We start from the raw sequence: 24661 nt of genomic DNA, 5'->3' as shown, positions 1-24661 counted from the left end.
CCCCGCGCAGCCCCGCACCCAGTCCCCCGGCACACTCGTCGGCATGGGCAAGGGAGCAGCACCGGCACTCGTCGCGGTCGCGGCCCTGCTCGTCGTCGGCGGTGTGGCCGTCGGGCTCGCACGAGACGTCGAGGTGCCCTTCCTGGGCGGGGACGAGCGGTGCACGGCCAGTGTCGGCGGGCGGGAGGTCACGGTGAGCGTGGAGCAGGCCGAGAACGCCGCCACGATCGCCGCGGTCGCGGCCCGGCGCAAGCTGCCGGCGCGGGCGGTCTCGATCGCCCTCGCCACGGCCTACCAGGAGTCCGACCTGGTCAACATCGACTACGGCGATCGCGACTCGCTGGGCCTGTTCCAGCAGCGGCCGTCGCAGGGCTGGGGCAGCAAGGACGAGGTCCAGGACCCGGTCTACGCCGCCAACGCGTTCTACGACGCCCTCGAGAAGGTCGACGGCTACCGCTCGATGGAGATCACCGTCGCCGCCCAGCGGGTGCAGCGCTCCGGCTTCCCCGACGCCTACGCCGACCACGAGAGCGACGCGCGGGTGCTGGCCTCGGCGCTCAGCGGCCAGTCCGCCGCGGCGTTCGCGTGCGACCTCGACGGCGACGTCGACCCGGCCGCCCCCGACCTGACCGCCGCCGGGCTCACCGACCGTGCGGACGCCGTACGGCGTGACGTGCGCGCGCGGTTCGGGCGGCTGCCGATGGGCGGGTTCGCCCCGGGCGGCGTCAGCACCGGGCACGTGGAGGGCTCGGCGCACTACGACGGCCGCGCGGTCGACGTGTTCTTCCGGCCGGTGACCAGCGCCAACCGCGACCGCGGGTGGGCCGTGGCGCACTACCTCGTCGCCCACGCCCGGCGCCTCGACATCCGCACCGTCATCTTCGACGACCGGATCTGGGTCGCGGGACGCGATGCGACCTGGCGCGACTACGACGCGCCGTCGCGCGCGGGCGACCGGGCGATCCTCGAGCACCGCGACCACGTGCACGTCGACGTCTTCGCCTGACCCCGCCGTACTCACTAGGCTCCCGCCGTGTTCTCCGACGACGACATCGTGACCGCGCTCTCCGACGTCCTGCCGCTCGACGAGTCGCTGGAGGCCTACCCGGGCACCTGGCAGGAGCCGCCGTACGCCGACCGCGACGGTCGCGCCGTGCTCGGCCTGGGCGACCACTCGTGGGACGTGCTGCTCGACCGCGGGACCGGCCGGCTGGAGGGGGTGCCCGAGGGCGCCGACGCGTTCCTGCTCAACACCACGCTCGAGCGGTTCGTGCGTTGCGTCCACGCCGCGGTGACGGCCTTCGAGGAGGCCGACCGGCTCGAGGCCGAGGCCGAGTCCGAGGAGGCCGACGACCTCGGCGAGGAGGACGAGGAGACGGTCGACGAGCTGGAGGAGATCGGGGAGCGCCTCGAGCGCCGGCTGCGGGAGATCGACCCCGACGCCATGGTCGACGACAACAGCTTCTGGGCGGTGCTCGCCGAGGAGCTCGGCTACGGCCTCTGAGCCTGCGGCGGCCCGCGGGGCGGGGCGACTACCTCGAGGTCTCGAGGCCGGTGGGCCCCGCGCGGACGAGCAGGACACCCGGCGCGGCCAGGGCCGCGTCGAGGTCGGCGGCAGCCTGCCACGCCGGCTCGGGGCGTCGTACGACGTCGGCGGCGGTCGTGACCCGCGCCAGCCGCTCGGCGAGCGCGACCGGGTCGTCGAGGTCGCGGCGGTAGCGCTGCAGCAGCGCGACGAGGTCGTCGAGGACCGGGCCCAGCGCGGCCGCGTTGTCGGCGAGCATGTTGCGGGTGCGCAGCGGGTCGCGGCCCGCGACCCGGGTGCCGTCGCGGAACGACCCGGCGGCCAGCTGGGCGGCAGCCGGGTCGCCGGCGGTCTCGACGACCTCGAGCAGGGCGTTGGCGAGCACGTGGGGGGCGTGGCTGACCAGCGCCACGGACCGGTCGTGGGCGTCGGCGTCGAGCACGACGACGGTCGCGGCGAAGACGTCGACCAGCCACCGCACGACGTCGGCGACCGGGCCGTCGCCGCGGGTGACGCCCCACGACGCACCGACCAGCAGGCCGGCGTCGGCGTGGGCGAACCCGGACAGCTCGGTGCCGGCCATCGGGTGCGCGCCGACCCAGCGGGCCTCGAGGCCCTGGGCGACGACGGCGTCGCGCACGGTGCCCTTGACGCTGCCGACGTCGACGATGACCGCGTCGGGGGCGTCGGCGGCGACCGCCGCGAGGGCCCGGACGATGACATGGAGCGGGGCCGCCAGCACGACGACGTCACGGTCGGCGGGCACCACCTCGGCCGTGCGCAGGCCGGCGGCCGCGGCCGCCTCGAGGGTCGCCGGGTCGGGGTCGACCACGACGACGTCGAGCCCCTGGGCGCGCAGGCGCAGCGCCACCGAGCCGCCGATCAGGCCGGCGCCGACCACGGCGGGACGCGAGAACGTCACCGTGCGGCCAGCTCGTGGAGCGGGGAGATCCGGCCGACGGCGCGGGCGCTGGTGCCCAGCGCGCGCCACTGCGCCGACATCTCCTCGAAGTCGTCGGCGGTGAACGAGCCCGACAGGAAGAGCAGGAACACGTAGATGCCGGGCGTGGCCGGCACCGGGCGGGTGACCAGGTTGGTCATGTTGACGCCGCGGTCCTCGAGGACGCCGAGCATCCGGCGCAGGATGCCGGGCACGTTGGCGTCGGGCACCAGGCTGACCAGCAGGCCGTCGTCACCGTCGGCGCGCACCGGGAGCCGGCTCGCCGAGACCAGCGCGAACTGGGTGAAGGCGGCCGTGTTGTCCTCGACCGCCTCGGCGACCGTGTGCAGGTCGTAGAGGCTGCCGCAGATGCGCGGCCCGATGCCGAGCTCGCCGGGCCCCAGGTCGCGGCAGGCCGCCGCGGTCGAGGAGGACTCGCGGGTCGCCAGGCCCTGCGCCTCGATCCAGCCGCGGCACTGGGCCAGGCCGTGCGGGTGGCTGACCACCACCTCGGGCGCGACCGTCGGGTCGCGGGTGAAGGCGTCGAACGAGATCGGCAGCACCACGCTGTCGACGATGGAGAGCCCCGGGCGGGCCAGCAGCCCGTCGAGCGTGGGGACGACGACGCCGTTGACCGAGTTGTCGATGGGCACGACGGCGTACGACGCCCGCCCCTGCTCGACCGCGGCCAGGGCCTCACCGGCCTCGGCGACGGGCACCGCCTCGGCGTCGGGACGCAGCGCGACCACGGCCTGGTGGGTGAAGGTGCCCGAGGGGCCCAGGTAGGTGACGTCCATGCGCGACGAGCCCTCAGCCGTCGAGGGCGAACGCCGCCAGCACCCGACTGCTGAACCCGACGTCGCTCAGGGCGGCCTGCAGGTCGACCAGGCGGTCGGCGCCGGCCCGGAAGCCGACGTGGAAGTCGTGGATGCCGGCCCCCTGCGGGTCGCTGTGCAGGAAGTCGAGGTCGACGCCGAGGTCGCTGAACTGCTGCAGGGCGACCATGAGCGTGCCGGCCGACTCGCGCTCGGGCGTGATGGTCAGCCACGCCGCGTCGACCGCGTCGTCGGGGGCGGGCTCGGCGCCCGGGCGGGACAGCAGCCCGTAGGAGATCGACGGCTGGTGCTCCAGGAACCCGACGATGAGGATGTCGTCGCCCCGCAGCTCGTCGACGTCGACGACGGCGGAGCCCGCGTCCTGGCCGGCCGCGAGCAGGTCCTCGGCCGTGGTGTCGTCGGGCACGACGCGGAACGCGACACCCGCGCGACCCATCGCCCCGACGACGTCGGAGTAGGTCTGCTGGCGCAGCGCGACGGCCTGGGCGTCGCCGGCCCCGCCACCCAGGCGGGTCCAGCGCCAGGGCGACACGACGGTCGCGACGCGGGTCAGCCGGATCTCGGGGTCGAGGGACTTGATCGCCCGCAGCAGCCGCAGGGGCGGCGACGTCGGGTCACCGATGCGGACCAGCCCCTCGACGTCGTGGGCGACGTCGAGGGTGGCCATCAGGTCGTCGTAGCCCTCCAGCCCGACCAGGAAGTCGCTGCCGCTCCATCCCAGGGCCGTGCGCACCCGGGCCACGAGGGTCGGCGGGTCGGTGCTGGCGTGCGCCAGCGAGCGGGTGATCGGCAGGAGGCTCATGCGCCGATCCTCTCAGGGCCGGTGGTGGGAGGGCCGGTCGCGGTGATCCGCTCGGCCGCCGTCGCGACGTCGTCGTCGGTCGCGGTGATGGCCAGGCGGACGTGCTGCTCGCCGGTCGGGCCGTAGGACCGGCCGTCGACGCTGACGACGCCACGGTCGGCCAGCCAGCCGGTGGTGACCCCGCTCGGCTCACCGCGGGTGGCCCACAGGTAGAGGCCGGCCTCGCTGTGGTCGACCCGGAAGCCGCCGGCCACCAGCGCGGCGCGCAGCACGTCGCGGCGGGCGCCGTAGCGGGCCCGCTGCTCGACGACGTGGATCTCGTCGCCGAGGGCGGCGATCGACGCGGCCTGCTGGGGCCCCGGCATGATCAGGCCGAGGTCGCGGCGTACGGCGGTCAGCCCGGCGACCAGCGCGTGGTCGCCGGCGACGAAGCCGCAGCGGTAGCCCGCGAGGTTGGAGCGCTTGCTCAGCGAGTGGACGGCGATCAGGCCGGTCGTCGACCCGCCGCTCACGTCGTCGTGGAGGACGGTGGCGGCCTCGACCTCCCACCCCAGGTCGAGGTAGCACTCGTCGGAGACCACGATCGTGCCGCGCTCGCGGGCGTGGGCCACGATCGCGGCGAGCTCGGCCGGTGACTGCACCCGACCGGTGGGGTTGGCGGGCGAGTTGAGCCACAGCAGCGCCGGGGCGACGGGCAGCGCGCGCAGGTCGTCGAGCCCGTCGACCGTGACGACGTCGCGTCCGGCGAGCCGCGCCCCGACGGCGTACGTCGGGTAGGCCAGCGCCGGGATCGCCACCGGTCCCGGCCGCACGGTGGGGTCGGAGCCGAGCAGCAGCAGCGGGAGCGTGCCGATGAGCTCCTTGCTGCCGACGGTGGGCAGCGTCTGCTCAGGGACGAGCCCGCGGACGCCGTGGGTCGTGGCGAGCCACGAGACGTAGGCCTCGCGGAGCCCGGGAACGCCGATCGTCAGCGGGTAGCCGGGCGCGTCGGCGTGCTCGGCCAACGCTCGGCGCACCACCTCGGGCGTGGGGTCGACCGGCGCGCCGACCGACAGATCGACGACGGGCAGACCCGAGCCGGCGGCCCGCTCACGGACCGCCGCGACCCCGGCGTGCCAGCCAGGCTGGCCTGGACTCAGTGGTCGTGCTCCTGCGGCTCCAGGGCGGCCACGATCGGGTGGTCGAGGTCGATCTCACCCATCTTGGCGGCGCCGCCGGGCGAGCCGAGCGTCTCGAAGAAACCGACGTTGGCGGTGTAGTAGTCCTTCCACTCCTCCGGGACGTCGTCCTCGTAGAAGATGGCCTCGACCGGGCAGACCGGCTCACAGGCACCGCAGTCGACGCACTCGTCGGGGTGGATGTAGAGCATCCGCTTGCCCTCGTAGATGCAGTCGACGGGGCACTCGTCGACGCAGGCACGGTCCTTGAGGTCGACGCAGGGCTGCGAGATGACGTAGGTCATCGGGGTTCCTCCAGTGGGGTTGAGACCGGTGCGAGAGCGTGGTCAGCCTAGTGTGTGAGGGGTGGCCGAGGCACGGGAACCCCACTCTGTGGGCAGCCACTCGCTCGGCCCGCACGTCGTGGGTCAGCGGGTCGTCGTACGCCGCCTGGTCCGCGGGGAGACCGGGCCGACCGGCGGACCGGCCCTGACCGACCTGCTGGGCGTCTGCGAGACGTACGCCGGCGGGGTGATCGTCGTGCGTCCGGAGTCGGGTGACGCGGTGGCGATCCCGCTCGCCGACGTCGTGTCGGGCAAGCCGGTGCCGCCGCGAGCATCGGTGCGCGACCGGGTGCCGGCGCGTGACGCGCAGGTGCACGGCTTCGCCCTGTTCCCCGACCTCGTCACCGGCGCGGTGGGTGAGTGGGTGCTGCGCGACTCGGCGACCGCGACGGCCCGGCGCGCCCACTCCGTGCTGGCCTTCGGGCCGTCCGGGCTCGCCGACGACGTGGACCGGGTCGTGGCCCACTACGAGAGGCCGATCGCCGCCGTGCTCACCGGGTCCCCGGAGGACCGGCGGCTCACCGACCTGGGCTGGGTGCCCGAGAGCACGGAGTCCGACACGCTCTTCCAGGTCGCCGGGGTGGCCCAGGTCGCGCGGGCGCTGCGCGGCCGGTCAGCCCCCGGGACGACGTACGACGAGCACGACGACTGGGTGCGCGTGCGGGTCGGCGAGCACGCCACCGGCTACGCCGGCTTCCACGACGACTGGGTCGGGCTCGGCGGCCTGGTCGTCGCTCCCACCCATCGCCGCCGGGGCCTGGGACTGGCCGTCGTCGACGCGCTCGTGGAGTGGGGCGCCGAGCGGGGGGCGACCACAGTCTTCCTGCAGGTGCTGGCCGCCAACGAGCCGGCCCTGGCGCTGTACGCCGGGCTGGGGTTCCGCACCCACCACCGCTACCGCTACCTGGTGCCGCCGGACGTCGACTGACCCCACGTCGGTCGAGGTGCGAGGCGCCCCGGCGCCGAGCCTCGAGACCACCGCAACGTCGTGCCCGAGCCGGTACGTCGGCTGCGGTGGTCTCGAGGCTCAGGCCTAGCGGCCTTCGCACCTCGACCGACGCGCGGACCAGGGTCTGGCGGCCCTCACACCTCGACCGCCGTGGGCGCCAGGTCGGCGTCGCCGGGCTGGGAGAGCGTGAGGACCAGGTCCTCGATGAGGTCGTCGGTCTCGATGGCGGTCTCCACGCGGCGCAGCCGGACGGCCAGGTGGTCCTCGGTGTCGTCGCCCATCAGGTCGACCGCGGCGACGGCGAACATCCGGCGCGGGCCGACGTACTCGAGGTGCAGGTAGGTGACCCGCTCGACCTCGCGGTGCCCGAGCAGCAGCCCCAGCACCCGGTCGCGCAGCTCGGGACTGGTGCCGGTGCCGACGAGGTACTCCATGTTGCGCCGCATCAGGAACACCGCCACGACGCCGAGCAGCACGCCGATGGCGATCGAGGCGGCGGCGTCCCAGACGGGGTCGCCGGTGGCCTGGTGCAGGCCGATGCCCGCGGCGGCGAGCAGGATGCCGATGAGCGCGGACAGGTCCTCGAAGAACACCGCGCGCAGGGTCGGGTCGGAGGTGCGGGAGACGTAGCGCAGCGGGTGCAGGCCGATGCGCCCCGCGGCGCCGTGCACCTGGCGGGTCGCCTGCAGGAACGAGGTGCCCTCGAGGACGAAGGCGATCGCGAGCACGACGTAGTTGACCGTGAAGCTCTCCTCGCCGGCCTCCGCGGAGAGCTCGGTGACGCCGTGCCACACCGACACCACCGCGCCGGCGGAGAACAGCCCGAAGGCCGCCACCAGCGACCACGTGTAGGTCGCGCGCCCGTAGCCGCGGGGGTGCTCGGCGTCGCGGGGCCGGGCGCCGCGGCGCTCGGCGACCAGGAGGAACACCTCGTTGCCGGTGTCGGCCCACGAGTGCGCGGCCTCGGCGACCATCGCCGCCGAGCCCGTGAGCACGGCCGCGACCGACTTGGCCAGCGCCAGCAGGGTGTTGGCCACCAGGGCCACGACGACGGTCAGCACCGTCCGAGGCTACGCATCCTCACGCGATCGCGATGGCCCCCCACGGGTGGGTCACCGGGTGGGTCGCCGGGTGGGTCACACGCAGCGCGGCCGGAACGTCGCGCGCGCCGGGCCGTCGTGGGTGAGGGCGTCGAGCGCGATCGACAGCGAGGGCGTGGCCAGCGGGATGAGGAGGTGCTCGGTCAGCTCGAGCGGGCACGTGTCCTGCAGGGTGATGTTGGTGGTGCGCGGGCCGGCGGCCAGGTAGGCGGAGGTGTAGGGCACGACGACCTCGTCGTAGCGCGTGGTCACCTGGGTGTAGCTCACCGGGCCGGGTGTCTCGTCGCCTGCGTTGAGGCGGGTCAGGAACGACGAGCCGGCACCCTGCTGGACGCACGAGGTGCAGGCGTAGCCGACCAGCCGGGTGAACGGGTTGGTGCCGGCGGTGATCGCGGTGCCGTGGTTGGAGGGCGAGAGCCCGACGAGGTCGTCGACGACCCGGTCGCCGCCGAGGAACTTGATGTAGTAGCGCGGCATCATCCCGCCCTGGGAGTGGCCCACCATCGAGACCTTGCTGGCCCCGGTGGCGCTCAGCACCCGCTCGGTGAAGGTCTTGAGCTCCGCGGCCGAGGCGGGGATGTCGTTGAGACCACGGTTGCCGTAGTCGAGGGAGTAGACGCAGAACCCGGCCGCCTTGATGCCGGCCGACAGCCGCTGCAGCAGGTTGGCCCGGTCGCCGAGGGTGCCGTGGACCAGGATCACCGGCGTCGGGCGTGCGGCGGTCGGCCGGCACGACCAGCCGTTGGCTCCCGGGGGGTCGCCGAGGGGCGACGTCGGCAGCGTGGGCACGCCGGACGCGACGGACGGGGCCGCGAGAGCGGGGGTCGCGGTGGTCGCCAGCCCCGCGGCGATCAGGACGGCAGCGAGCAGGGATCCGAGAGTGTGGCGCATGTCACGGACAGTACCTACCGGCGAGTACGGAGTACAAGCGTTCGCCGACCGGCGGGGACACCGCCCGCGCTACTTGCAGATGACCGTGTCGGAGGCGATGTAGTCGGTGTGGAACTTCTCGCGCTTGACGACCTCGTCGGACCCGGGACGCTTGAAGATGCGCGTCACGTCGACCTGGAAGCCGCCGTAGCCGCTGTTGGGCACGCAGTTGTCGGTGGTGAGGGTCTGCGTCTTGGGCGAGGTGAAGGCGTAGCGGTCGGAGGTCACCTCGGTGATGTCCCAGGTCTTCGTCGAGAACATCTGCACGGTGAGCACGCCCCGTGAGGACGGCGTCGACGGCGTGAACACGGTGTGGATCAGCACGCCGTGGTCGGTGTCGTTGCGGAAGCGCAGGTCGACCGCGCCGAAGGCGACCGTCGCCTCACGACCCACGGGGTAGCGGTCGATGTAGACCGAGTGCGGCTTGTGCTCGATGTCCTCGAGACCCGCGTAGAACATGGCGTTGAACGTCGTCGTCGCGACCTGCGAGACCCCGCCGCCGAGGTCCTTGACGAAGAGGCCGTTGCTGATGATCGTGCCCTCGGTGAAGCCGTTCTCGACGGTGCGCTCCCCCACGATGTCGTTGAGCGAGAACGTCTCGCCGGGCTTGAGCAGCGTGCCGTCGATGATCTCGGCACCCCGGCCGATGTTGACGTTGCGGTATTCGGCGTAGGGGAAGTAGGTCGTGAACTCCGAGACCTTCTCCTTGACCCCCAGGGCCTTGGCGTCGGCGGTGGTGAAGTCGGGCTCGGCGACGGTGCCCTCGACCTTGCCGACCCGCTTGCCCGACCGCTTGACGACCGCGGCGAGGAAGGCGGTGACGACGGCGTCGGACTCGAAGGTCACCCCGGGCTTGGCCGCCACGATGCGCGGCTTGCCGTCACGGATCTCGATCCGGGCGTCGACGGGCGCACCCTTGCCCGACGTGGCGCGCTCGACGAGCGGGACGAGCCGGTCGGCGTCGACGACCGGCACGAGCTTGCCGTCCTCGGCCTTCATCGACAGCGCCCGGGAGTACTGCCGCGGGCTGAGCTTGACCGACGCCGAGCCGATGCGCAGCTCGACCGAGCCCGACATGGCCGGGTCCGCGAACGTGTCGACGGCCTCGGCGACGTCGGCGTCGTCGATGTCGGGCGCGAGGGTGGCCACGGCGAGCCGGGCCGGCTTGCCGTCGAGGTACGACGCCACGAGGGCCTCGCGGGCCCCGGCGGGATCGATCCCGCGGCCGGGCTCGGGGTCGGTCACGGCGACGCGGCCGGCGCTGAAGCGGACCCGGCCGTCGACGGGCTCGGTGCCGAGCCCGTCACCGAGGTCGGCGAGCGCGGCCTCGAGGGCGGCGTCGTCGACCGTGACGACGGGGTCGACGTCGTCGCCGCCGGTGTAGTGCTCCCACAGGGCACCCGGGCTCCAGGACCGCTGCTCGCCGGCCGCGGCCACGGACGCGGGGTAGTCGATCTCGAGACCGGCCTCGGCCGGGTCGACCTCGACGCTGCGGCCGTCGCTGGACCCGTCGACGGTGACCCGGATCGGACTGGACAGTGCGGCGGGCAGGTCGGAGCGCAGCGTGGCCTCGGCCTCGGCCTGGGTGAGCCCGCCGAGGTCGACACCGGCCACGGACGCGCCCCGCGGCAGCTTGTCGCCGGCGAGACCGTAGGCGGCGGCGTACCCGCCACCGGCGAGCAGGGCCAGGACCAGCACGACCACGAGGACCGTCCGGCCGCCGGCGCGCTCGTGGCGTTCGTCGCGGTTCTTCACCGAGTCAGTCTAGGGAGCGGCGGGGTCCCCCGGGTCGGTGGGCGGGCGCAGGGGTCGCACGGTGACGATCCCGAACAGCATCAGGGCCAGCCCGAAGCCGAGCAGCAGGTAGCCGGGGGTGTCGGACCCGACCAGGTAGCCGCCCCCGGCGCGGGGCACCAGGACGTAGCCCAGGACCGCCACCCAGCCGGCGGCGAACGAGAACCGCAGCGACCACCCGCCCGGCAGCGCCCAGGCGGTGGCCGCGGAGGTCACCAGGCCCAGCGCGAGGCCGACGGGCCGGTCGTGGACGAGGATCGCGAGGGCGCCGACCGCGACCCCCAGCACCACGAGGGCCAGCGCCCGCACGAGGCGGAGGGCGAGGGCGGGGTTCAGCTGTCGATCCCGGCGAACAGGTCGGTCTCGAGCCCGTCGTCGCCGAGCGGACCCTGCTCGCCCTTGGCGATCCGGTAGAACTCGGCGCCCCACGCGTGGGACCCGACGTTGTTGGACAGGGCGAAGAACGGGCCGTCCATGGTGATCTGGGTCTTGTGGGCGGCGAGCGCCGCCATCTTCTTGTCGACGTGGTCCTCCGCGTCGACCATGGCGGCGAGGTTGTCGTCGGGCGTGACGAAGTGGGGCAGCGGTCCGTCGGGGTCCATGCCCTCGAAGCTCGTCGTGTCACCGGCGGCGCGCAGTGCCCGCAGCCCCGCCCGCATCCGGCTCTCGGACATGGCCCCCCAGTAGATCTTCGGGACGTCCCACGACTCGCCGAGGTCGGTCCGGTACGACGGCACCGCGGCCAGCGCGGCGCCGTAGGTCGCGACGCGGTGGGCCTGGATGTGGTCGGGGTGGCCGTAGCCGCCGAACTGGTCGTAGGTGACGAGCACCTGCGGGCGGACCTCACGGATGATCTCGACCAGCAGGTCGGCCGCCTCGGTCAGGTCGGCCCGCCAGAAGGCGTTGTCGTGGATGTCGTCCGCAGCGATCGCGTAGCCCTCGGCGTGCCACTTCATCCCGGAGTCACGGAACCGCCCGAACCCGCCGAGGAAGCGGTGGTCGGTGACGCCGAGCTCCGCCATCGCGTCGGCGAGCTCTCCGCGGCGGTGCTCACCCAGCTTGTCGTCGCGGTCGGCGGCGAGGTGCTCCAGCTCGGGCACCAGGATCTCGCCCATCTCGCCAGCCGTGCAGGTGACCAGGGTGACGCCACGCCCCTCGGCGACGTACTTGGCCATCGTCGCCCCCTGCCCGATCGACTCGTCGTCGGGGTGGGCGTGCACGAGGAGGAGCCGCTGGGCCGGGGTGTCGCTCATGTCCTCCAGAGTAGGGCGGGTTCGGCGGACCCCCACCGGGAGCCACCGACCGGTCCGCCGACTCAGCCGGCGCCACCTGGTCGTTTGATCCGCTTGGGGGCGATCGGCAGCGTGAGGGGCGGCAGTGGCGGCGGGGCCGGGGCCGTCTGCTCCACGTCGTACCAGCCGTCGTGCTCGTCGACGAGCAGCTCGAGGACGACCCCCGGCGCGTCGGTGACGACGGCCCACGGGTGGTCCTCGTCGTCGTCCTCGCCGGCGAGCCGCTCGCGCTGGACGTCGACGGTGTAGCCCTGCGCGGCGAGCCGGGCGGCGACCGCGCGGGCGTCGTCCTCGTCGAAGAAGATGCCGCGGCCGGTCGGTCCGGTCATCGCAGCCGCTCCGTCAGCTGGGCGAGGAACGGCCGGTCGGGCTCGAGCCAGTCGACGTCGTCGAGCTCGTCGGCGCGCAGCCAGCGCAGCCGGTCGTGCTCGGTCGGGTACGGCGTCCACCCGGCGACCGTGCAGGTCGCGACCCGCAGCTCGTGGGTGTCGGCGATCGGGCTCGCGCCGTCGAGCCAGCCGGTCACGACCACGTCGACGCCGAGCTCCTCGGCGACCTCGCGGACGAGCGCCGCGTCGGGTGTCTCGTCGGGCTCGACCTTGCCACCCGGGAGCTCCCAGCGACCGGCCACCGCGACGGGCGTCGTACGACGGCACGCGAGGAGCCGGCCCTCACGCAGCACCGCTGCGCCGACGACGACCCTCCTGACCACGTCGGTGACACTAGCCGGATGACGAACGACGGCCCTGGCCTCTACCTCCAGCGCGTCGACGAGCGGACCGACGAGGTCGAGGCGCTGGTCGCCCGCAGCGAGGGCCGGGTCGGCCTCGACGACCTGCTGAGCGACCTGCCGCGGCGGCTGCGCCGGTCGTGGGCACCGGGGCGGGCCGTGCACGAGGCGTGGCGGATGGACCTCAAGGACCAGCTCGACCTGCGCTGGTGGCCGCAGGGCGTCACCACCGCGGCCGACGCCGGTCGCGACGACACCCGGGGGCGGCGGCTGGTGATCATGTCGTCGTACGCCAAGAAGCTGCCGTGGGACCCGACCAAGCACGGCTCGCGACTGACCGTGATGGACCTCGACTCCCTGAGCTATCGCCACGTGCTCCTCGTCCGCCCCACGGCCGACGGTGGGCTCGAGCCGTTGCACGTGCACGCCGGCGGGGTCGTCTGGCACGGCGAGCACCTGCACGTCGCCGCGACCGGCAAGGGGATGTTCACCTTCCGCGTCGACGACCTGCTGCGGGTCACGGCACGCGACGCGGCCTACGGCTACCGCTACGTCCTGCCCGCGCGCTGGCAGTACCGCGCGCTCAAGGACGACGGGGTCGCCGACGGCTTCCGCTACTCGTTCGTCTCGCTCGACCGCAGCACCGAGCCGCCGACGATGATGGCCGGTGAGTACACCAACGACCCGGCCCGCACCCGCCGGATCGCGAGGTTCCCCATCGACGCCACCACCGGCCTGCTCGAGACCGGTGCCGACGACCGCTCCCGGCTGGTCCTCTTGGGCGACGGACCCCGGCGGATGCAGGGCGTCGTCAACGCGCGCGGCCGCCTGCACGTCACGGTGTCGCAGGGCCGCCGCGAGCGGGGCTCGGTCTACGCCGGCACCCCCGGCCACCTCGTCCACCACCCCCACGCCACCCCGATGGGCAACGAGGACGTCGCCTACTGGCCCGAGGAGGACCTCCTCTACGGCGTCTCCGAGCACCCCATGGCCCGGTGGCTGTTCACGATGAGGCGCTCCTCCTTCGACTGAGCACCACGCCGGTCGAGCCCGACCCATGCCGGTCGAGGTGCGACGAGCCCCGGCGAGGAGCCTCGAGACCCCCGCAGCCGACGTACCCGACCCGACCCCCGCCGACCAGGCCTCAGACCGGACGCGGCATCCGCGCCAGCTGCCGCGACTGCGCGACCAGCCGCCCGGTGCTGTCGAACACCTCGCAGTCCTCCTCGAACAGACCGCCGGCCATGGTGCGGCTGGCGTGGGTGACGCGCAGCCAGCCCGGGGCGGGTACGGCGCGGACGTGGGCGGTGAGCTCGATCGTCGGTGCCCAGCCCATCGCACCGAACGTGAACGTGACCGGCGGCAGCGCGTCGAGCACCAGGAGGAGCGACAGCGGGTCGGGATCACGGTCGTCCTCGAGCCGGAACCACGCCCGCATCAGCCCGCTGCCGTTGGGCCGCCCGCTCGCCCAGCCGATGTCGTCGGGGTGGAAGCGCATGTCGAAGCGCTCCAACAGGCTCGCCGCCTCGAGGCCCACGGGCACGGACACCGCGTTGGACACGCAGTCCTCCGGCGCCGGCAGGTCGGGCGGGGCCGCCGTCGCGTGCAGGTCGTCGGCGCCGGTCGAGAGCCGCGAGAGGTCGCCGTACGTCGCGAGCGCGCTGATCCGGCCGACGTCGCCCTGGCGCAGGTCGGCGGCCGCCGTCGCCACGGTGCCCCCGTCGCGCAGCACGCGTACGTCGACCTCGGCGGCCCCCGGCCGCGACGCCGACAGGTAGTGCGCGCTGATCGCCAGCGGGTCCGGCTTGCCGGGCAGGGCCTCGCGGACCGCGCGGGCCACCGTGGCGAGCAGGTAGCCGCCGTTGAGGCCGCCCCCGATCAGCCAGCCGTCGCTCAGCTCGGCGGTGTAGCGGTGCTCACCGCGAGGGGTCACGGCCGTGGCGGCGTCGAAGACAGAGGTCACGCTCGTCACGCTAGCGAGCACCCACCGGTCGAGGTACGACGAGCCCCGGTCGAGGAGCTCGGCCGACAGGGCACCAGGCCGCGGGCTGCGCACCTCGCCGGGCCGCCGGCCCAGCGCTGACCGGTCCGTCGCCCTAGGCGTCGACGACGTCGATGACCGGCGGACGACTCGTGAGGTCGAGGTCCGGTACCCGGACGTGGACGTCGTCGGTGACGGCCGAGCTCCAGGCGCCGGACTCGCGACGGACGATGAGCCGGCCCGCTTGCTGCCCCACGAGGCCGGCGTACGGCACTACCTCCACCGAGTCCGGCCCCGACCACCGCATGGTCTGCGCGCTGCGCCGGAATCCCTCGAGGGTGCAGAAGGCGACGGCCTCGCCGCTGGTCACCGTCGGTGTGTCGCCGTCGCCGTCCCTGATCTCGAGCGCGACCCGGCCCCAGCCGTCCGCTGGGTCCAGCCGGTACGTGGGACGTGCGGCACGCGATCGGTCCGGGCTCGCACTCCAAGAGCCGTTCCACCGGAACACCAGGTCGTTGTCGATCGCGTGGTCGTAGCAGCGCTGGAGCGTCGCTCGCGACCCTCTGCCCGTCGCCTGCTGTGCCGCCAGGTGGATGACCTGCAGGGCGAGGCGCGACCTCTCGACCGGGGGCACCTGCAGCAGGGCCGTCGTGAGATGCACGTGACCGAAGTCCCGACCAGGCACGTCGACGGTGATGACGGGCAGCTCGGTGACCTCCTTGACGCCCGGCATGAGACGGATGGACCGCCTCGGAACGATCGAGCGGAGACTCCCCAATGCCTCGCTGTAGAGCAGGGACGCACACCGCGCGGCCCGGACGAATGCGTCCTCGACCGGTGTGCCGGTGCCCTCGGTGCCTTGAAGGCGGTCGGGGAGTCCGGTGTGTGGGTAGACGTGGATCTCGCGCGGCGCGGGCACGGCGGAATGGTCCCACGGTGTCCGCGCAGGAAGGGGACCCGTGCGGGCGCAGCTGCCAGATCCGTCTCAGGACCGGAGTTGCGGGCACCGTGCGGCTTGGGGCCGGCCCGTTCAGCCTCGCGCCTGTCGAGCGCTACCTGACCGAGAACGTCCTCGCGTCCTGGCCGAAGCGACTGGCCCAGGATGCCCTCGCCATGGTCACGGTCCAGTGCCGTCACGACCTGGAGTGCCCCGTCCGTGAGTCCGACGATCGCGTCGCGTGCCTGGATGTGGCGCCGGGGCAAGGACACACACGATGGCCGGGTAGGCATGGTCGAGGTCCGGCACATCACGACCGGGCCCGACGACACGCACCGGCTTCGCCGCGTGTCATCTTGCCTGCCGGACACCGGCACTCTCCAGTCTCTGGGGCCTTGCACCACGTCGGCCCCATGGCCGATCCGCTACGTCGGTCCTCGAGAGCGGACTCCCATGGTGGGCAGAGCTCCGGGCCACGCGTGCATGGGTTCCTTGCCAGGTTGATGGACGCGGGTGTGGTGGTAGGGGCAGTAGAGCTTCGTGGTCCTCAGGTCGGTGCCACCGCCCTGGGCCCAGGGGATGTCGTGGTGGGCGTGGCACAGGTAGCCCGGGACGTCGCAGCCACTGTGGTGTTGGCAGTGGCGTTGCTCGACGATCGCGGCCAGGCGCTGTGCGGGGGTGTGGAACCTGTGCTTGCGGCCCAGGGCGAGGACTTCCCCGGATGCGTTCATCCAGGCGGGGATGATCCCGGCGCCGCAGGCCAGGCGGAGGTATTGGGTGGGGCTGATCTTGGTGCCTGTCTCGAGCTGGGCGGCCTTGAGCTTGCCTTGGAGGAGGTCGTAGTCGCCGACCACCACCACCGTGGCGGTCAGGCCGCCGATCTTGGGGAGCTGGGCTGGGTCGTAGCCCTCGACCCAGTCCACGAACGCCTGGCCCAAGCGTTCGGCCGACGGCTTCTGCCAGTCATAGGACCCGGCCCCGTGCTCGGCGCGGACGTGCTTGGGGGCGGCCAGGGCGTGGAGCTGTTTGCGGAACGCATCTGCGGTGGCGGTGGGGATGGTGAACCGGCCGTGGGTCAACCCCTGCCCGTCGTCGCCCATGGTCAGCCGGGTGCGTCTGCGGGCGCGTTCTTCCTGGGCTTCGAGGGCTTTGGCTTCGCGTTCGTCGGCGCCCTCAGGGTCCAGGCGCTCCCAGATCGCGTGGCCCAGGGTCGCGAGGGCGTCGGCGTCGTGACCGTGCCTGGCCCCCTCGAGGAGGAACGCCTCGGCACGGGCCTGGTCATGCACCGAGACCTTCTCATCGTCCAACCGTCCGAGGTGGTCGGCGATCACTTGGGCCTGCTCGGCATGGATCTCCCCACGGGCGGTCGCGGCTCTCGTGGGTTCGAGATCAGCCAGGGCCTCGGCGAGCCTGGTCTTGGTCCTGGCGGTGCGGCGGGTGACACCGGTGGCCTGTTGGACCCACCGGGCGAGGTTGCGGCACCCGGCGGTGTCGGGGAGGTCGAGGGTCTCGGCATGTCTGATCGACCTGGCTTCGAGCTCGGCGACACCGGCGGCGACCCGGGCACCCAGACCCACCACACGGCTGGTGGTCTCTGCGTCCATGGACCAGGTCGGGACGTCGGCCAGACCCTTCAGCTCGTCGAGCACCGTGCACAGGAACGCCTCGATCGGGTGTCCCGATCCGGGGGTGTCGGTGTGCTGGGCCATGGGTCTATTCCAGCACCGACCACCGACAGTCCTGGACGAGTTTCCCGCTCAACCACAGGGGTTGTGGGCAACCCGACCGGATCCCGTTCCTGTGGACGACTCGTGGTCACTTCCGCACGAGGCGCACAGTCGAGCGGCCAGCCGCGGGGGGAGTCGAGCGCACGGGCCACCCTCTGCGAGGCTGGTGCCGTGACGAACGACGCCGAGCAGCGCAGGGACGGCGCGGGCCGACGGCCACACTGGGTCTACGTCGGCGAGGAGCCCGACCCGCGCTTCTCCCTGGCCAACGAACGCACCTTCCTGGCCTGGGTCCGCACGACGCTAGCGCTCGTCGCCGGCGCAATCGCGCTCGAGTCGCTCAAGCTGCCCGAGCGCGACGTGCTGCGGACGGTCCTCGTGCTGTCGCTGCTCGCCTTCGCCCTGCTGATGACGGTGCTGGCGTTCCTGCGCTGGGCCCGGATCGAGCGCGCGATGCGACTGCACGAGCCGCTCCCCGCGTTCACGCTCGGCCTGATCCTGACCGCCGGACTGGTCGGCGCCGTGATCGGGCTCGCGGTCGTCCTGGTCGGCTGACCTCAGGCGACGTCGTACGCCGTCCCGGGAGCGCCCAGCGCAGACGCGACGCGCATCGCCTCGCGGGCCTCGTCAGGACGCGAGCCGCGCTCGAGCGTGCGCGCCAGCAGCAATGCCGCGTAGGCGTCGGTCGGGGACTCGGAGAGCACTGCTCTCGCGGTCGCCTCGGCCCGACCCAGCTGCGCCGAGTGGTAGTAGGCGCGCGCCAGCAGCAGACGCACGTTGGTCACCGAGTGGACGGCACCGTCGGTGTCGGCGGCGAGGTCCATCAGCAGCGCCTCGAGGGTGCGGGCCGCGCCCAGGTAGTCCTTCAGGTCGAACTGGCGGCCGGCCCGGTGGTAGCGCTCGTACAGGTCCATACCGCCTCAACACCCAGCCGGCACAGCCATTCCCACGCCGGCCTATGCCAGCGTCGTCCAGGTCGTGCGATGACGGTGTCCGCAGGTGCGTCGGCATACTCATCGTATTTCAAGCAGCTGCGGTGCCGTCAGCGTGCGGCCTGGGCGGCGTGTGGCGCCGCCCAGAATTGAGAGACACACCCTAGGGGTCAGCGCGCCTCGAGCACCCGTCGCAGGAACTGCTGGGTGCGCTCCTCGCGGGGGTCGGTGAGCACCTCGGCGCCACCGCGCTCGGCGACGACGCCGTCGTGCAGGAACAGCACCTGGTCGGCGACGTCCTGGGCGAAGCGAACCTCGTGGGTGACGATCACCATCGTCCAGCCCTGCTCGGACAGGTCGCGGATGACGGCGAGCACCTCGCCGACGAGCTCGGGGTCGAGGGCCGAGGTGGGCTCGTCGAGCAGGACGACATCGGGCTTGAGCGCCAGGGCCCGCGCGATGCCGACTCGCTGCTGCTGTCCGCCCGACAGCTCGGCGGGGTACGCCGTCTCGCGACCCGCGAGACCGACCTGCTCGAGCAGCACCCGCGCGTCGGCCTCGGCCTCGGCGCGGTCGCGCCCCTGGACCTGGATCGGCCCCTCCACGAGGTTGCCGATGACCGTCTTGTGCGGGAACAGGTGGTGCGCCTGGAAGACCATGCCGCTGCGGGCCCGCAGCGCGGCGACCTCGGTGCGGCGTGCGGACTTCAGGGGCGACGGGTTGTCGAAGTCGACCGAGGCCGCACCGATCCGGACGAGCCCCCCGTCGGGGGTCTCCAGCACGTTGAGCGAGCGCAGCACGGTCGTCTTGCCCGACCCGGACGGCCCGAGCAGGACCGTGCAGGTGCCCGCGTCGGCAGCGAAGCCCACGTCCTTGAGCACCTCGGTGTCACCGAACGACTTGCGCAGTCCCTCGACCTCGATCAGGTGTGCGTCGGAGTCGTTCATACGGCGTACCTCCCCAGCTTCTTCTCGAGCCTGCCCTGGGCGATCGACAGCAGGAAGCAGATGACCCAGAAGTAGAGAGCGACCAGCGCGTAGAGGGCCAGGAACTCACCGCTGGCCGAGGCCGCCTTCTGCGCCTCGCGGAACGGGTCGGTCACCAGCACGATCGACACCAGTGAGGTGTCCTTGACCAGCGACAGCAGCGTGTTGGACAGCGGCGGCACGGCGATCCGGGAGGCCTGTGGGAGGACGATCCGGCGCAGCGACTGCCGGTAGCCCATGCCGATGGTGGTCGCCGCCTCGAACTGGCCGCGCGGCACCGACAGGATCGACGCCCGGATGATCTCGGCGGCGTAGCCACCGACGTTGAGGCTGAGTGCGAGGCACGCGGCGGTGAAGCCGGGCAGCTTGATGCCGATCTGCGGCAGGCCGTAGAAGACCACGAAGAGCTGCACCAGCAACGGGGTGCCGCGGATCAGCGAGATGTAGAACCGCGCCGGCAGCCGCAGCGCCCGCGACGAGGAGAGTCGCGCGAGCGCGACCGCGAGCGCGATCAGCAGTCCGGCCAGGAAGCTGATGATCGTGAGCGGGACCGTGCCCTTGACGACACCCCAGAGCATCGGCGGGACGGCCTCGCGGACGACGTCCCAGGTGCTCTTGCCCTTGCCGGAGCCCTCGACCTCGACGTCGCCGCCGTCCTCGGCCGAGACGTCGGCCTTGAAGTAGCCCTCGGAGATCTCCTTCAGCCGACCGTCGGCGGTCAGGCGCTGCAGAGCCTGGTCGGCCTGGTCGCGCAGCCCCTGCTCGTCCTGGCGGAAGACCAGGGCCTGCTCGCTGACCTCGTCGTCGACCTCGCCCTTGATCTCGACGTCCTTCGAGCCCGTGGTCGCGAGGTAGTCCAGGACGGCGATGCTGTCGTTGACGATGACGTCGACGCGGCCCTGCACCAGCAGCTCGGCCGCCTGGGCGAAGCCCTCGACCGACTCGACGTTCGCCCCGGCGTCACGGGCGACCTGCGCCCAGTTGCTGGTCTCGGACTGCGCGGCCGTCTGCCCCTTGAGATCGGCGAGCGTCGTGATGTCGTCGGTGTCGGTCGCGGTGACGATGACGCCGCGCGAGTAGGTGTACGGGCGGGTGAACAGGTAGCGCGCCTCGCGCTCGGGGTTGATCGTGACCTGGTTGGCGATGACGTCGATGCGTCCGGAGTCGAGCGCCGGGAACAGCGCGTCGAACGGCGCCTCCACGAACTCGACGTCGAACCCGGCCTCGTCGGCGACGGCCTTCATCACGTCGATGTCGTAGCCCTTGAGGTCGCCGCCGTCCTCGTAGCTGAACGGCGGGTAGGTGCCCTCGGTGCCGACCCGGAGCACCGGCCGCTTCTCCTCGCCGGCCGCGCTCGCGGTCGGCGCGCCCACGGCGGCGGCGAGCCCGAGCGCCAGGATCACCAGGGCCAGCACACGCGCCACCCACGCCCTCGTCGATGCTGCAGTCACTGCGCCGCCTGCCGTCCTGTTATCTGTGGTGAACGAATCAAGTTACAGCACCAGAGCGGAGTCCTCGCCGTCGCGCTCGCTGCGGGCACCGACCCCGGGCCGAACACCGCCTGAGGTACCTGGCGGCGAGCCCTCAGACGTTCGTCGCGAGCCCGACCACCATGCCCACCACGGCACACACGCCGAGCGTGCGCAGCGGGCTCCAGCCCAGCCGGAGCACGAGCACCAGAGCCACCGCGGTGATGGCGAGGGCCGCCCACCGCACCGAGCCGACGACGGGCACCTCGAGGTCGAACGGGCCGCCGGTGAGCGGCTCGGTGCGGCCGAAGAGCGTGTGCACGGCGAAGTAGACGGCCAGGCTCGCGATCACCCCCACGACGGCCGCGGTGATCCCGGTGAGCGCCGAGGCGAGCGACCGGTTGCCCCGCAGGCGCTCGACGTACGGCGCCCCGAGCAGGATGAACAGGAAGCACGGCACGAAGGTGACCCACGTGGTGAGCAGGGCGGCCAGCACGGCGGCCACCCAGGGGTTCAGCGAGCCGGGGTCGCGGTAGGCGCCGACGAACGCGACGAACTGCACCACCATGACCAGCGGCCCGGGGGTGGACTCGGCGAGCGCGAGCCCGCGGACCATCTCGCCGGGGGCCAACCACGCGTAGGTGGAGACCGCCTGCTGCGCGACGTAGGCCAGCACGGCGTACGCGCCGCCGAAGGTCACCACGGCGGCGCCGGAGAAGAACAGGCCCTGGTCCACGTAGACGCTCGTGCGGCCGAACACCACCGCGGCCACCGCGACCGGCAACGCCCACAGCGCCAGCCCGGTGACAAGGATCGTCGCCGTACGCCGCCCCGAGGGCCGCTCGGTGTGCAGCGCGTCGTCGCTGACGAGGGGCGCCGGGCCGTCGTCCGGGACCGCCCTCGCCTGCGCAGCGAGGCCCGGGACCCGGCGCCCCAGGACCCAGCCGACCACGGCACCCGCGGCGACCACGGCCGGGAACGGCACCGAGAACGCCGCCAGGGCGACGAACGCGACCGCGGCCAGCACCGTCAGCGCCGGGTGCGCCAGCCCCCGCCCCGCCAGGCGTACGACGGCCTGCGCGACGATCGCGATCACCGCCGGGCCCAGCCCGAGGAAGAGCGACTCGACCACGGTCGTGTCCCCGAGGCCGACGTAGACCGCCGACAGCGCGAGCAGGGTCACGACGCCCGGCAGGATGAACAGGACACCGGCGACCAGGGCGCCGCGCACGCCGTTCAGCAGCCAGCCGACGTACGTCGCGAGCTGCTGGGCCTCGGGTCCGGGGAGCAGCGTGCAGTAGGACAGGGCGAACAGGAAGCGCTGCTGCCCGATCCACCGCTGCTCGTCCACGAGCGTCCGCTGCATCACCGCGATCTGCCCCGCGGGGCCACCGAAGGTCTGCAGCGAGATCAGGAACCAGGTGCGGGCGGCCTGACGCAGCGGTACCACGTCGGGCCGAGCACCCGCCCCGGTCACGGCAGCCCGAGGGCCGTCATGACCGCGCCGATGCGGTCGGTCAGCGAGGCGACGTAGGTGTCGGTGAGGTGGGAGCCCTCGCGGTAGATGAGGATCCGGCCGTCGGCCGGCGGGCAGGTCCCCTGGGGGCAGAGGATCCCGAGCGGGTCGACCCACGCCAGCGGCGCGTCGGTCGCGCCGGGCACGTCCTCGCCCAGGAGGGCGGGGCTCACGTCGACGGCCCCCATCTCCTCGACCCCGCGCACCTGGCCCGTGCGGCCGGAGAGTGCCTCACCAGCGGCCCGGTCGAACGAGCACCGCTCGAGGTAGTCGCGGTGCTTCTCGACGCACCTCGGGACGTCGAAGATGCTCCCGCTCCGTGTCGGTCGCGGGATGTCGCTGATCACCGCGACCCGGTTGCCGGCCTCGATCCAGGTGGTCCAGGCCTTCTTCTCCCCCGCCACGAAGGCGTCGAGGCTCGCCTCGCGGGCGTCCTGGCCCGGGGCCAGGTCGGTGACCAGGGCGGTGTCCGAGGTGTTGGAGGTGAGCAGCAGGTCGACGGGGTTGGCCACCAGCTCCGCACTGACGGTGCGGTCGAAGCGGGTGCACGACGCGTACTCCTCCCCGTCCATGCTCATCGGGACGGCCACCGCCGCGCAGCCCGACTTGGTGTAGATCAGGACCCGCCACCCGCGGGTCTCCGCCAGTCGCTGCAGGGCCGTCGACCACTGCGCGGACTTGGAGTCGCCGATGACCGCGATGGTGGCGGTCGCGTCCTGCGCCGATGCCCCGTAGGCGCAGCCGGTCGGCTCGTCGGACTCGGGAGCGACCTGGCAGCCGTCGGCGTAGAGGTCGGGCCGGTCGCTGCGGACGTGCGCGAGGGGCGGGAGGAGCCGGTCGCGGCGCACCGGCTTGGCCGGGGCGCTCGGTGCCGCGCTGGTCGGCCGGTCCGTGGTGGGCCGGTCGGAGGCGGCGTACGACGGGTCCGACGGGCCGGCGTCGGACGCGCCGCCGCCGCAGCCGGCGAGCACGAGGGCACCGAGCGCGAGCGCGACGACCAGCCGGCGGGAGGTGGCCCTCACGACCGCGTCAGAGGCGAGGGCGCGTGCAGGACGGTCGAGGCGCACACCATGCACCCACGGTATCCGTTGCAGGTCGGCGTGGACGGCCCAGGCCGGCTGCGGGTCCCGTCTGCCGGTCCCGTCTGCCGCACCCGTCTAGTCTCCTGCGCATGGCCTCGTCGACCGACCGTCCCGCTTCGGCAGCCCTGACGACCGCGGCGCGACGCCTGCGCCGCGCCCTGCCGGGGCGCACCGCGCCCGAGCGCGAGCCGGCCATCGAGCCGGCCGTCGAGCCGGCCGTCGAGGAGACGCCGGCCGAGACCCCGACCGCACCGTCGCCCCCCACCAAGCGTCCGGCACCCCAGGGCTACGGTCCCGCCGGCATCCCGGGTCGCATGATCCGGGTCGTCCCCCAGCCCGGTCCGGTCGGTTCGCGGATGGAGCTCGAGGTCGCCGACCCGTCCGAGGCGGCCGCCGTACGCGCGGGGTGGCAGCTCGTCGACGCCTACGAGCGGCTCAGCGTCTCAGCGGCCCGGCAGGTGTTCGGGCGCGAGGTCGACGCATGGCGGGCCTATGCCGACGACACGATCGTCCAGCTGGTGCACGCGGTCGACGACGAGTGGACCGAGTCGCGCGAGAGCGTCAACAACCGGCTGCGCTACCGCCGGATGATGGACTTCGCACGCGCCGGCGACCGGGTCTTCGACGTCGGGTTCGGCAAGGGGTCACTCGCCGCCCAGCTGATCAAGGGCACCGGCGTCGCCGCCTACCACGGCATCGACATCGTCGACTCCTACGTCCCCGAGGCGATCGAGCTGTTCGCGGCCAACGACCTGGCGGACGCGCCGATCACGCTCGAGAAGGGTGACCTCTACGACCTGACCGGCGACAAGCCCGAGCTGGCCGACGCCACCCTCGTCATCTGCTGCGAGGTGCTCGAGCACGTGCCCGACCCCGAGCTCGCCCTGCGCACGCTCGCCGACGCGCTTCCCGAGGGCGCCGACCTCATCTTCTCCGTCCCGCTGATCGGACGGCTCGAGGGCGTGTGGGGGCACGTCACGGTGTTCGGCATCTCGCGCCTGAAGGACATGCTCGAGGGTGCCGGGCTCTACGCCCACCACGTCGAGCCGCTGTCCAACGTGTGGGCCCTGGTCGTGGCCTCGCGCGACCCCGGCCCCTCACGTCGGGTGCGCGAAGCCGGCGGGCGCCCGCGCACCCGCGTCGAGGCGCCGCTCACGACGCATCACGACTTCGTCGACGTCGCGTCCGAGTCCGTCGTGCCAGCGCCGGACTCGACCGGCTCGGTGACCGTGGAGCCGGCGGGCGAGGCCCGCGTGACCTGCCGATTCACCGCCAGCGGTGGGGTGAGGTTCCCGGCCGAGGGCCTGGAGTCCCTGCGACTCGCCCTCTACTTCGGCGAGTGCCGCGGGGTCGAGCAGATACACGTCACGGCCAGCGCCGGAGGCACCCGTACGTGCCGCTGGACCTGGACCCCGCGCGACGGCCAGCTCAAGGACTGGATCGCGGTCAAGGTGCGCCCCGGCGAGGCCGACACCCGGTTCATCTCCGGACCCCACAAGAACGTGGCCGCCACCGACGAGATCGAGGTGTCCGTCGTCCTGGCCGAGGGTGGCACCGCGACCTTCGACCTGAGGGCCTCGCTGCTGCCCTGAGGACCTTCGTCCCTGAGGGCGTCGGCGTCATGGGTCGCGG

Annotated in this window: 26 protein-coding genes; 6 read left to right on the top strand and 20 right to left on the bottom strand. The window is 73.1% G+C overall.

Going from position 1 to position 24661, the window contains the following annotated elements; translation table 11 throughout:
- Positions 1-43 precede the first annotated feature (43 nt).
- A complete protein-coding gene (locus FJQ56_RS20225) occupies positions 44-1006 on the top strand; it encodes a VldE C-terminal domain-containing protein (RefSeq protein WP_140011436.1) in 963 nt (320 codons plus the stop codon).
- 27 nt (positions 1007-1033) lie between these two features.
- Positions 1034-1504, top strand: coding sequence for an SUKH-4 family immunity protein (locus FJQ56_RS20220; protein WP_140011435.1), 471 nt, complete (start codon positions 1034-1036; stop codon positions 1502-1504).
- A gap of 28 nt (positions 1505-1532) precedes the next feature.
- Here the strand turns inward: FJQ56_RS20220 and FJQ56_RS20215 are convergent, their stop codons facing one another.
- The 5 genes from FJQ56_RS20215 to fdxA are packed head-to-tail and all read right to left on the bottom strand — an operon-like array spanning position 1533 to position 5565.
- Entirely contained in the window at positions 1533-2447 is a 915-nt protein-coding gene (locus tag FJQ56_RS20215; RefSeq protein WP_170215484.1) for a prephenate dehydrogenase, read from the bottom strand.
- Positions 2444-3262, bottom strand: a complete 819-nt coding sequence (locus FJQ56_RS20210; RefSeq protein WP_140011433.1) for a prephenate dehydratase — start codon at positions 3260-3262, stop codon at positions 2444-2446. The genes FJQ56_RS20215 and FJQ56_RS20210 overlap by 4 nt, the downstream gene beginning before the upstream one ends.
- A 13-nt stretch (positions 3263-3275) precedes the next feature.
- Positions 3276-4103 (bottom strand): hypothetical protein, encoded by an 828-nt coding sequence (locus tag FJQ56_RS20205; protein WP_140011432.1) that lies wholly within the window; start codon positions 4101-4103, stop codon positions 3276-3278.
- Positions 4100-5242 carry a succinyldiaminopimelate transaminase gene (dapC, locus tag FJQ56_RS20200; protein WP_140011431.1) on the bottom strand — a complete coding sequence of 381 codons (1143 nt, stop codon included), beginning with the start codon at positions 5240-5242 and terminating at the stop codon, positions 4100-4102. Before dapC ends, FJQ56_RS20205 begins: the two co-directional genes overlap by 4 nt.
- A complete protein-coding gene (gene fdxA, locus FJQ56_RS20195; RefSeq protein WP_140011430.1) occupies positions 5239-5565 on the bottom strand; it encodes a ferredoxin in 327 nt (108 codons plus the stop codon). Before fdxA ends, dapC begins: the two co-directional genes overlap by 4 nt.
- Positions 5566-5626: 61 nt before the next feature.
- On the opposite strand from fdxA, the gene FJQ56_RS20190 reads away from it, so the two are divergent.
- Positions 5627-6532, top strand: a complete 906-nt coding sequence (locus FJQ56_RS20190) for a GNAT family N-acetyltransferase (protein ID WP_140011429.1) — start codon at positions 5627-5629, stop codon at positions 6530-6532.
- A gap of 155 nt (positions 6533-6687) precedes the next feature.
- Here FJQ56_RS20190 and FJQ56_RS20185 read toward each other — a convergent pair whose 3' ends face one another.
- The 7 genes from FJQ56_RS20185 to FJQ56_RS22765 all read right to left on the bottom strand — a co-directional run bounded on the left by FJQ56_RS20185 (position 6688) and on the right by FJQ56_RS22765 (position 12381).
- On the bottom strand, positions 6688-7614 hold the full coding sequence (locus tag FJQ56_RS20185; RefSeq protein WP_246084275.1) for a cation diffusion facilitator family transporter: 927 nt from the start codon (positions 7612-7614) through the stop codon (positions 6688-6690).
- Positions 7615-7689: 75 nt separating this feature from the next.
- On the bottom strand, positions 7690-8544 hold the full coding sequence (locus FJQ56_RS20180) for an esterase/lipase family protein (RefSeq protein WP_140011428.1): 855 nt from the start codon (positions 8542-8544) through the stop codon (positions 7690-7692).
- A gap of 69 nt (positions 8545-8613) precedes the next feature.
- The gene (locus FJQ56_RS20175) at positions 8614-10338 is read right to left on the bottom strand and encodes a VanW family protein (RefSeq protein ID WP_140011427.1); all 1725 of its coding nucleotides are present in this window, start codon (positions 10336-10338) and stop codon (positions 8614-8616) included.
- A gap of 9 nt (positions 10339-10347) precedes the next feature.
- Complete coding sequence (locus FJQ56_RS20170; protein ID WP_140011426.1) at positions 10348-10686, bottom strand: hypothetical protein; 339 nt, start codon at positions 10684-10686, stop codon at positions 10348-10350.
- Between the two features lie 23 nt (positions 10687-10709).
- Positions 10710-11630 (bottom strand): N-acetyl-1-D-myo-inositol-2-amino-2-deoxy-alpha-D-glucopyranoside deacetylase, encoded by a 921-nt coding sequence (mshB, locus tag FJQ56_RS20165; protein WP_140011425.1) that lies wholly within the window; start codon positions 11628-11630, stop codon positions 10710-10712.
- A 62-nt stretch (positions 11631-11692) separates the two neighbouring features.
- A complete protein-coding gene (locus tag FJQ56_RS20160) occupies positions 11693-11998 on the bottom strand; it encodes a hypothetical protein (RefSeq protein ID WP_140011424.1) in 306 nt (101 codons plus the stop codon).
- Complete coding sequence (locus FJQ56_RS22765) at positions 11995-12381, bottom strand: (deoxy)nucleoside triphosphate pyrophosphohydrolase (RefSeq protein ID WP_246084274.1); 387 nt, start codon at positions 12379-12381, stop codon at positions 11995-11997. Before FJQ56_RS22765 ends, FJQ56_RS20160 begins: the two co-directional genes overlap by 4 nt.
- A gap of 18 nt (positions 12382-12399) precedes the next feature.
- Here FJQ56_RS22765 and FJQ56_RS22760 point away from each other — a divergent pair, with 18 nt between their 5' ends.
- Positions 12400-13431 carry a hypothetical protein gene (locus tag FJQ56_RS22760; RefSeq protein WP_246084273.1) on the top strand — a complete coding sequence of 344 codons (1032 nt, stop codon included), beginning with the start codon at positions 12400-12402 and terminating at the stop codon, positions 13429-13431.
- A 112-nt stretch (positions 13432-13543) separates the two neighbouring features.
- Here FJQ56_RS22760 and FJQ56_RS20150 read toward each other — a convergent pair whose 3' ends face one another.
- From FJQ56_RS20150 to FJQ56_RS20140, 3 genes are all read right to left on the bottom strand, one after another.
- Positions 13544-14362 carry an acyl-CoA thioesterase gene (locus FJQ56_RS20150; RefSeq protein WP_140011423.1) on the bottom strand — a complete coding sequence of 273 codons (819 nt, stop codon included), beginning with the start codon at positions 14360-14362 and terminating at the stop codon, positions 13544-13546.
- A 133-nt stretch (positions 14363-14495) separates the two neighbouring features.
- Positions 14496-15113, bottom strand: coding sequence for a hypothetical protein (locus tag FJQ56_RS20145; protein WP_140011422.1), 618 nt, complete (start codon positions 15111-15113; stop codon positions 14496-14498).
- A 629-nt stretch (positions 15114-15742) separates the two neighbouring features.
- The gene (locus FJQ56_RS20140; protein WP_140011421.1) at positions 15743-17026 is read right to left on the bottom strand and encodes an HNH endonuclease signature motif containing protein; all 1284 of its coding nucleotides are present in this window, start codon (positions 17024-17026) and stop codon (positions 15743-15745) included.
- A 189-nt stretch (positions 17027-17215) separates the two neighbouring features.
- On the opposite strand from FJQ56_RS20140, the gene FJQ56_RS22755 reads away from it, so the two are divergent.
- The gene (locus FJQ56_RS22755) at positions 17216-17599 is read left to right on the top strand and encodes a YidH family protein (RefSeq protein WP_246084272.1); all 384 of its coding nucleotides are present in this window, start codon (positions 17216-17218) and stop codon (positions 17597-17599) included.
- Between the two features lie 2 nt (positions 17600-17601).
- Here FJQ56_RS22755 and FJQ56_RS20130 read toward each other — a convergent pair whose 3' ends face one another.
- The 5 genes from FJQ56_RS20130 to FJQ56_RS20110 all read right to left on the bottom strand — a co-directional run bounded on the left by FJQ56_RS20130 (position 17602) and on the right by FJQ56_RS20110 (position 22969).
- Positions 17602-17958, bottom strand: a complete 357-nt coding sequence (locus FJQ56_RS20130; RefSeq protein ID WP_140011419.1) for a tetratricopeptide repeat protein — start codon at positions 17956-17958, stop codon at positions 17602-17604.
- Positions 17959-18146: 188 nt separating this feature from the next.
- A complete protein-coding gene (locus tag FJQ56_RS20125; protein WP_140011418.1) occupies positions 18147-18923 on the bottom strand; it encodes an amino acid ABC transporter ATP-binding protein in 777 nt (258 codons plus the stop codon).
- The gene (locus tag FJQ56_RS20120; RefSeq protein ID WP_211351277.1) at positions 18920-20386 is read right to left on the bottom strand and encodes an ABC transporter substrate-binding protein/permease; all 1467 of its coding nucleotides are present in this window, start codon (positions 20384-20386) and stop codon (positions 18920-18922) included. Before FJQ56_RS20120 ends, FJQ56_RS20125 begins: the two co-directional genes overlap by 4 nt.
- Positions 20387-20546: 160 nt before the next feature.
- Positions 20547-21881, bottom strand: a complete 1335-nt coding sequence (gene chrA / locus FJQ56_RS20115; protein WP_246084271.1) for a chromate efflux transporter — start codon at positions 21879-21881, stop codon at positions 20547-20549.
- Positions 21882-21904: 23 nt separating this feature from the next.
- On the bottom strand, positions 21905-22969 hold the full coding sequence (locus tag FJQ56_RS20110) for an SGNH hydrolase domain-containing protein (RefSeq protein WP_140011416.1): 1065 nt from the start codon (positions 22967-22969) through the stop codon (positions 21905-21907).
- Between the two features lie 149 nt (positions 22970-23118).
- Here FJQ56_RS20110 and FJQ56_RS20105 point away from each other — a divergent pair, with 149 nt between their 5' ends.
- The gene (locus FJQ56_RS20105) at positions 23119-24621 is read left to right on the top strand and encodes a class I SAM-dependent methyltransferase (RefSeq protein ID WP_140011415.1); all 1503 of its coding nucleotides are present in this window, start codon (positions 23119-23121) and stop codon (positions 24619-24621) included.
- Positions 24622-24661: the final 40 nt, after the last annotated feature.

The sequence above is a fragment of the Nocardioides plantarum genome (assembly GCF_006346395.1).
Classification (GTDB): Bacteria; Actinomycetota; Actinomycetes; order Propionibacteriales; family Nocardioidaceae; genus Nocardioides; species Nocardioides plantarum.
This window is presented reverse-complemented; position numbering and strand designations above follow the sequence as displayed.

Bases quoted from the DNA above. Each gene is read 5' to 3' on its own strand.
- FJQ56_RS22760 (WP_246084273.1), top strand. From the start codon at position 12,400: ATGACGAACGACGGCCCTGGCCTCTACCTCCAGCGCGTCGACGAGCGG.
- FJQ56_RS20210 (WP_140011433.1), bottom strand. From the start codon at position 3,262: ATGGACGTCACCTACCTGGGCCCCTCGGGCACCTTCACCCACCAGGCC.
- FJQ56_RS20225 (WP_140011436.1), top strand. From the start codon at position 44: ATGGGCAAGGGAGCAGCACCGGCACTCGTCGCGGTCGCGGCCCTGCTC.
- FJQ56_RS20140 (WP_140011421.1), bottom strand. From the start codon at position 17,026: ATGGCCCAGCACACCGACACCCCCGGATCGGGACACCCGATCGAGGCG.
- FJQ56_RS20130 (WP_140011419.1), bottom strand. From the start codon at position 17,958: ATGGACCTGTACGAGCGCTACCACCGGGCCGGCCGCCAGTTCGACCTG.
- FJQ56_RS20160 (WP_140011424.1), bottom strand. From the start codon at position 11,998: ATGACCGGACCGACCGGCCGCGGCATCTTCTTCGACGAGGACGACGCC.
- fdxA (WP_140011430.1), bottom strand. From the start codon at position 5,565: ATGACCTACGTCATCTCGCAGCCCTGCGTCGACCTCAAGGACCGTGCC.
- FJQ56_RS20205 (WP_140011432.1), bottom strand. From the start codon at position 4,103: ATGAGCCTCCTGCCGATCACCCGCTCGCTGGCGCACGCCAGCACCGAC.
- FJQ56_RS20105 (WP_140011415.1), top strand. From the start codon at position 23,119: ATGGCCTCGTCGACCGACCGTCCCGCTTCGGCAGCCCTGACGACCGCG.
- FJQ56_RS20145 (WP_140011422.1), bottom strand. From the start codon at position 15,113: ATGCCGGGCGTCAAGGAGGTCACCGAGCTGCCCGTCATCACCGTCGAC.
- FJQ56_RS20180 (WP_140011428.1), bottom strand. From the start codon at position 8,544: ATGCGCCACACTCTCGGATCCCTGCTCGCTGCCGTCCTGATCGCCGCG.
- FJQ56_RS20125 (WP_140011418.1), bottom strand. From the start codon at position 18,923: ATGAACGACTCCGACGCACACCTGATCGAGGTCGAGGGACTGCGCAAG.
- mshB (WP_140011425.1), bottom strand. From the start codon at position 11,630: ATGAGCGACACCCCGGCCCAGCGGCTCCTCCTCGTGCACGCCCACCCC.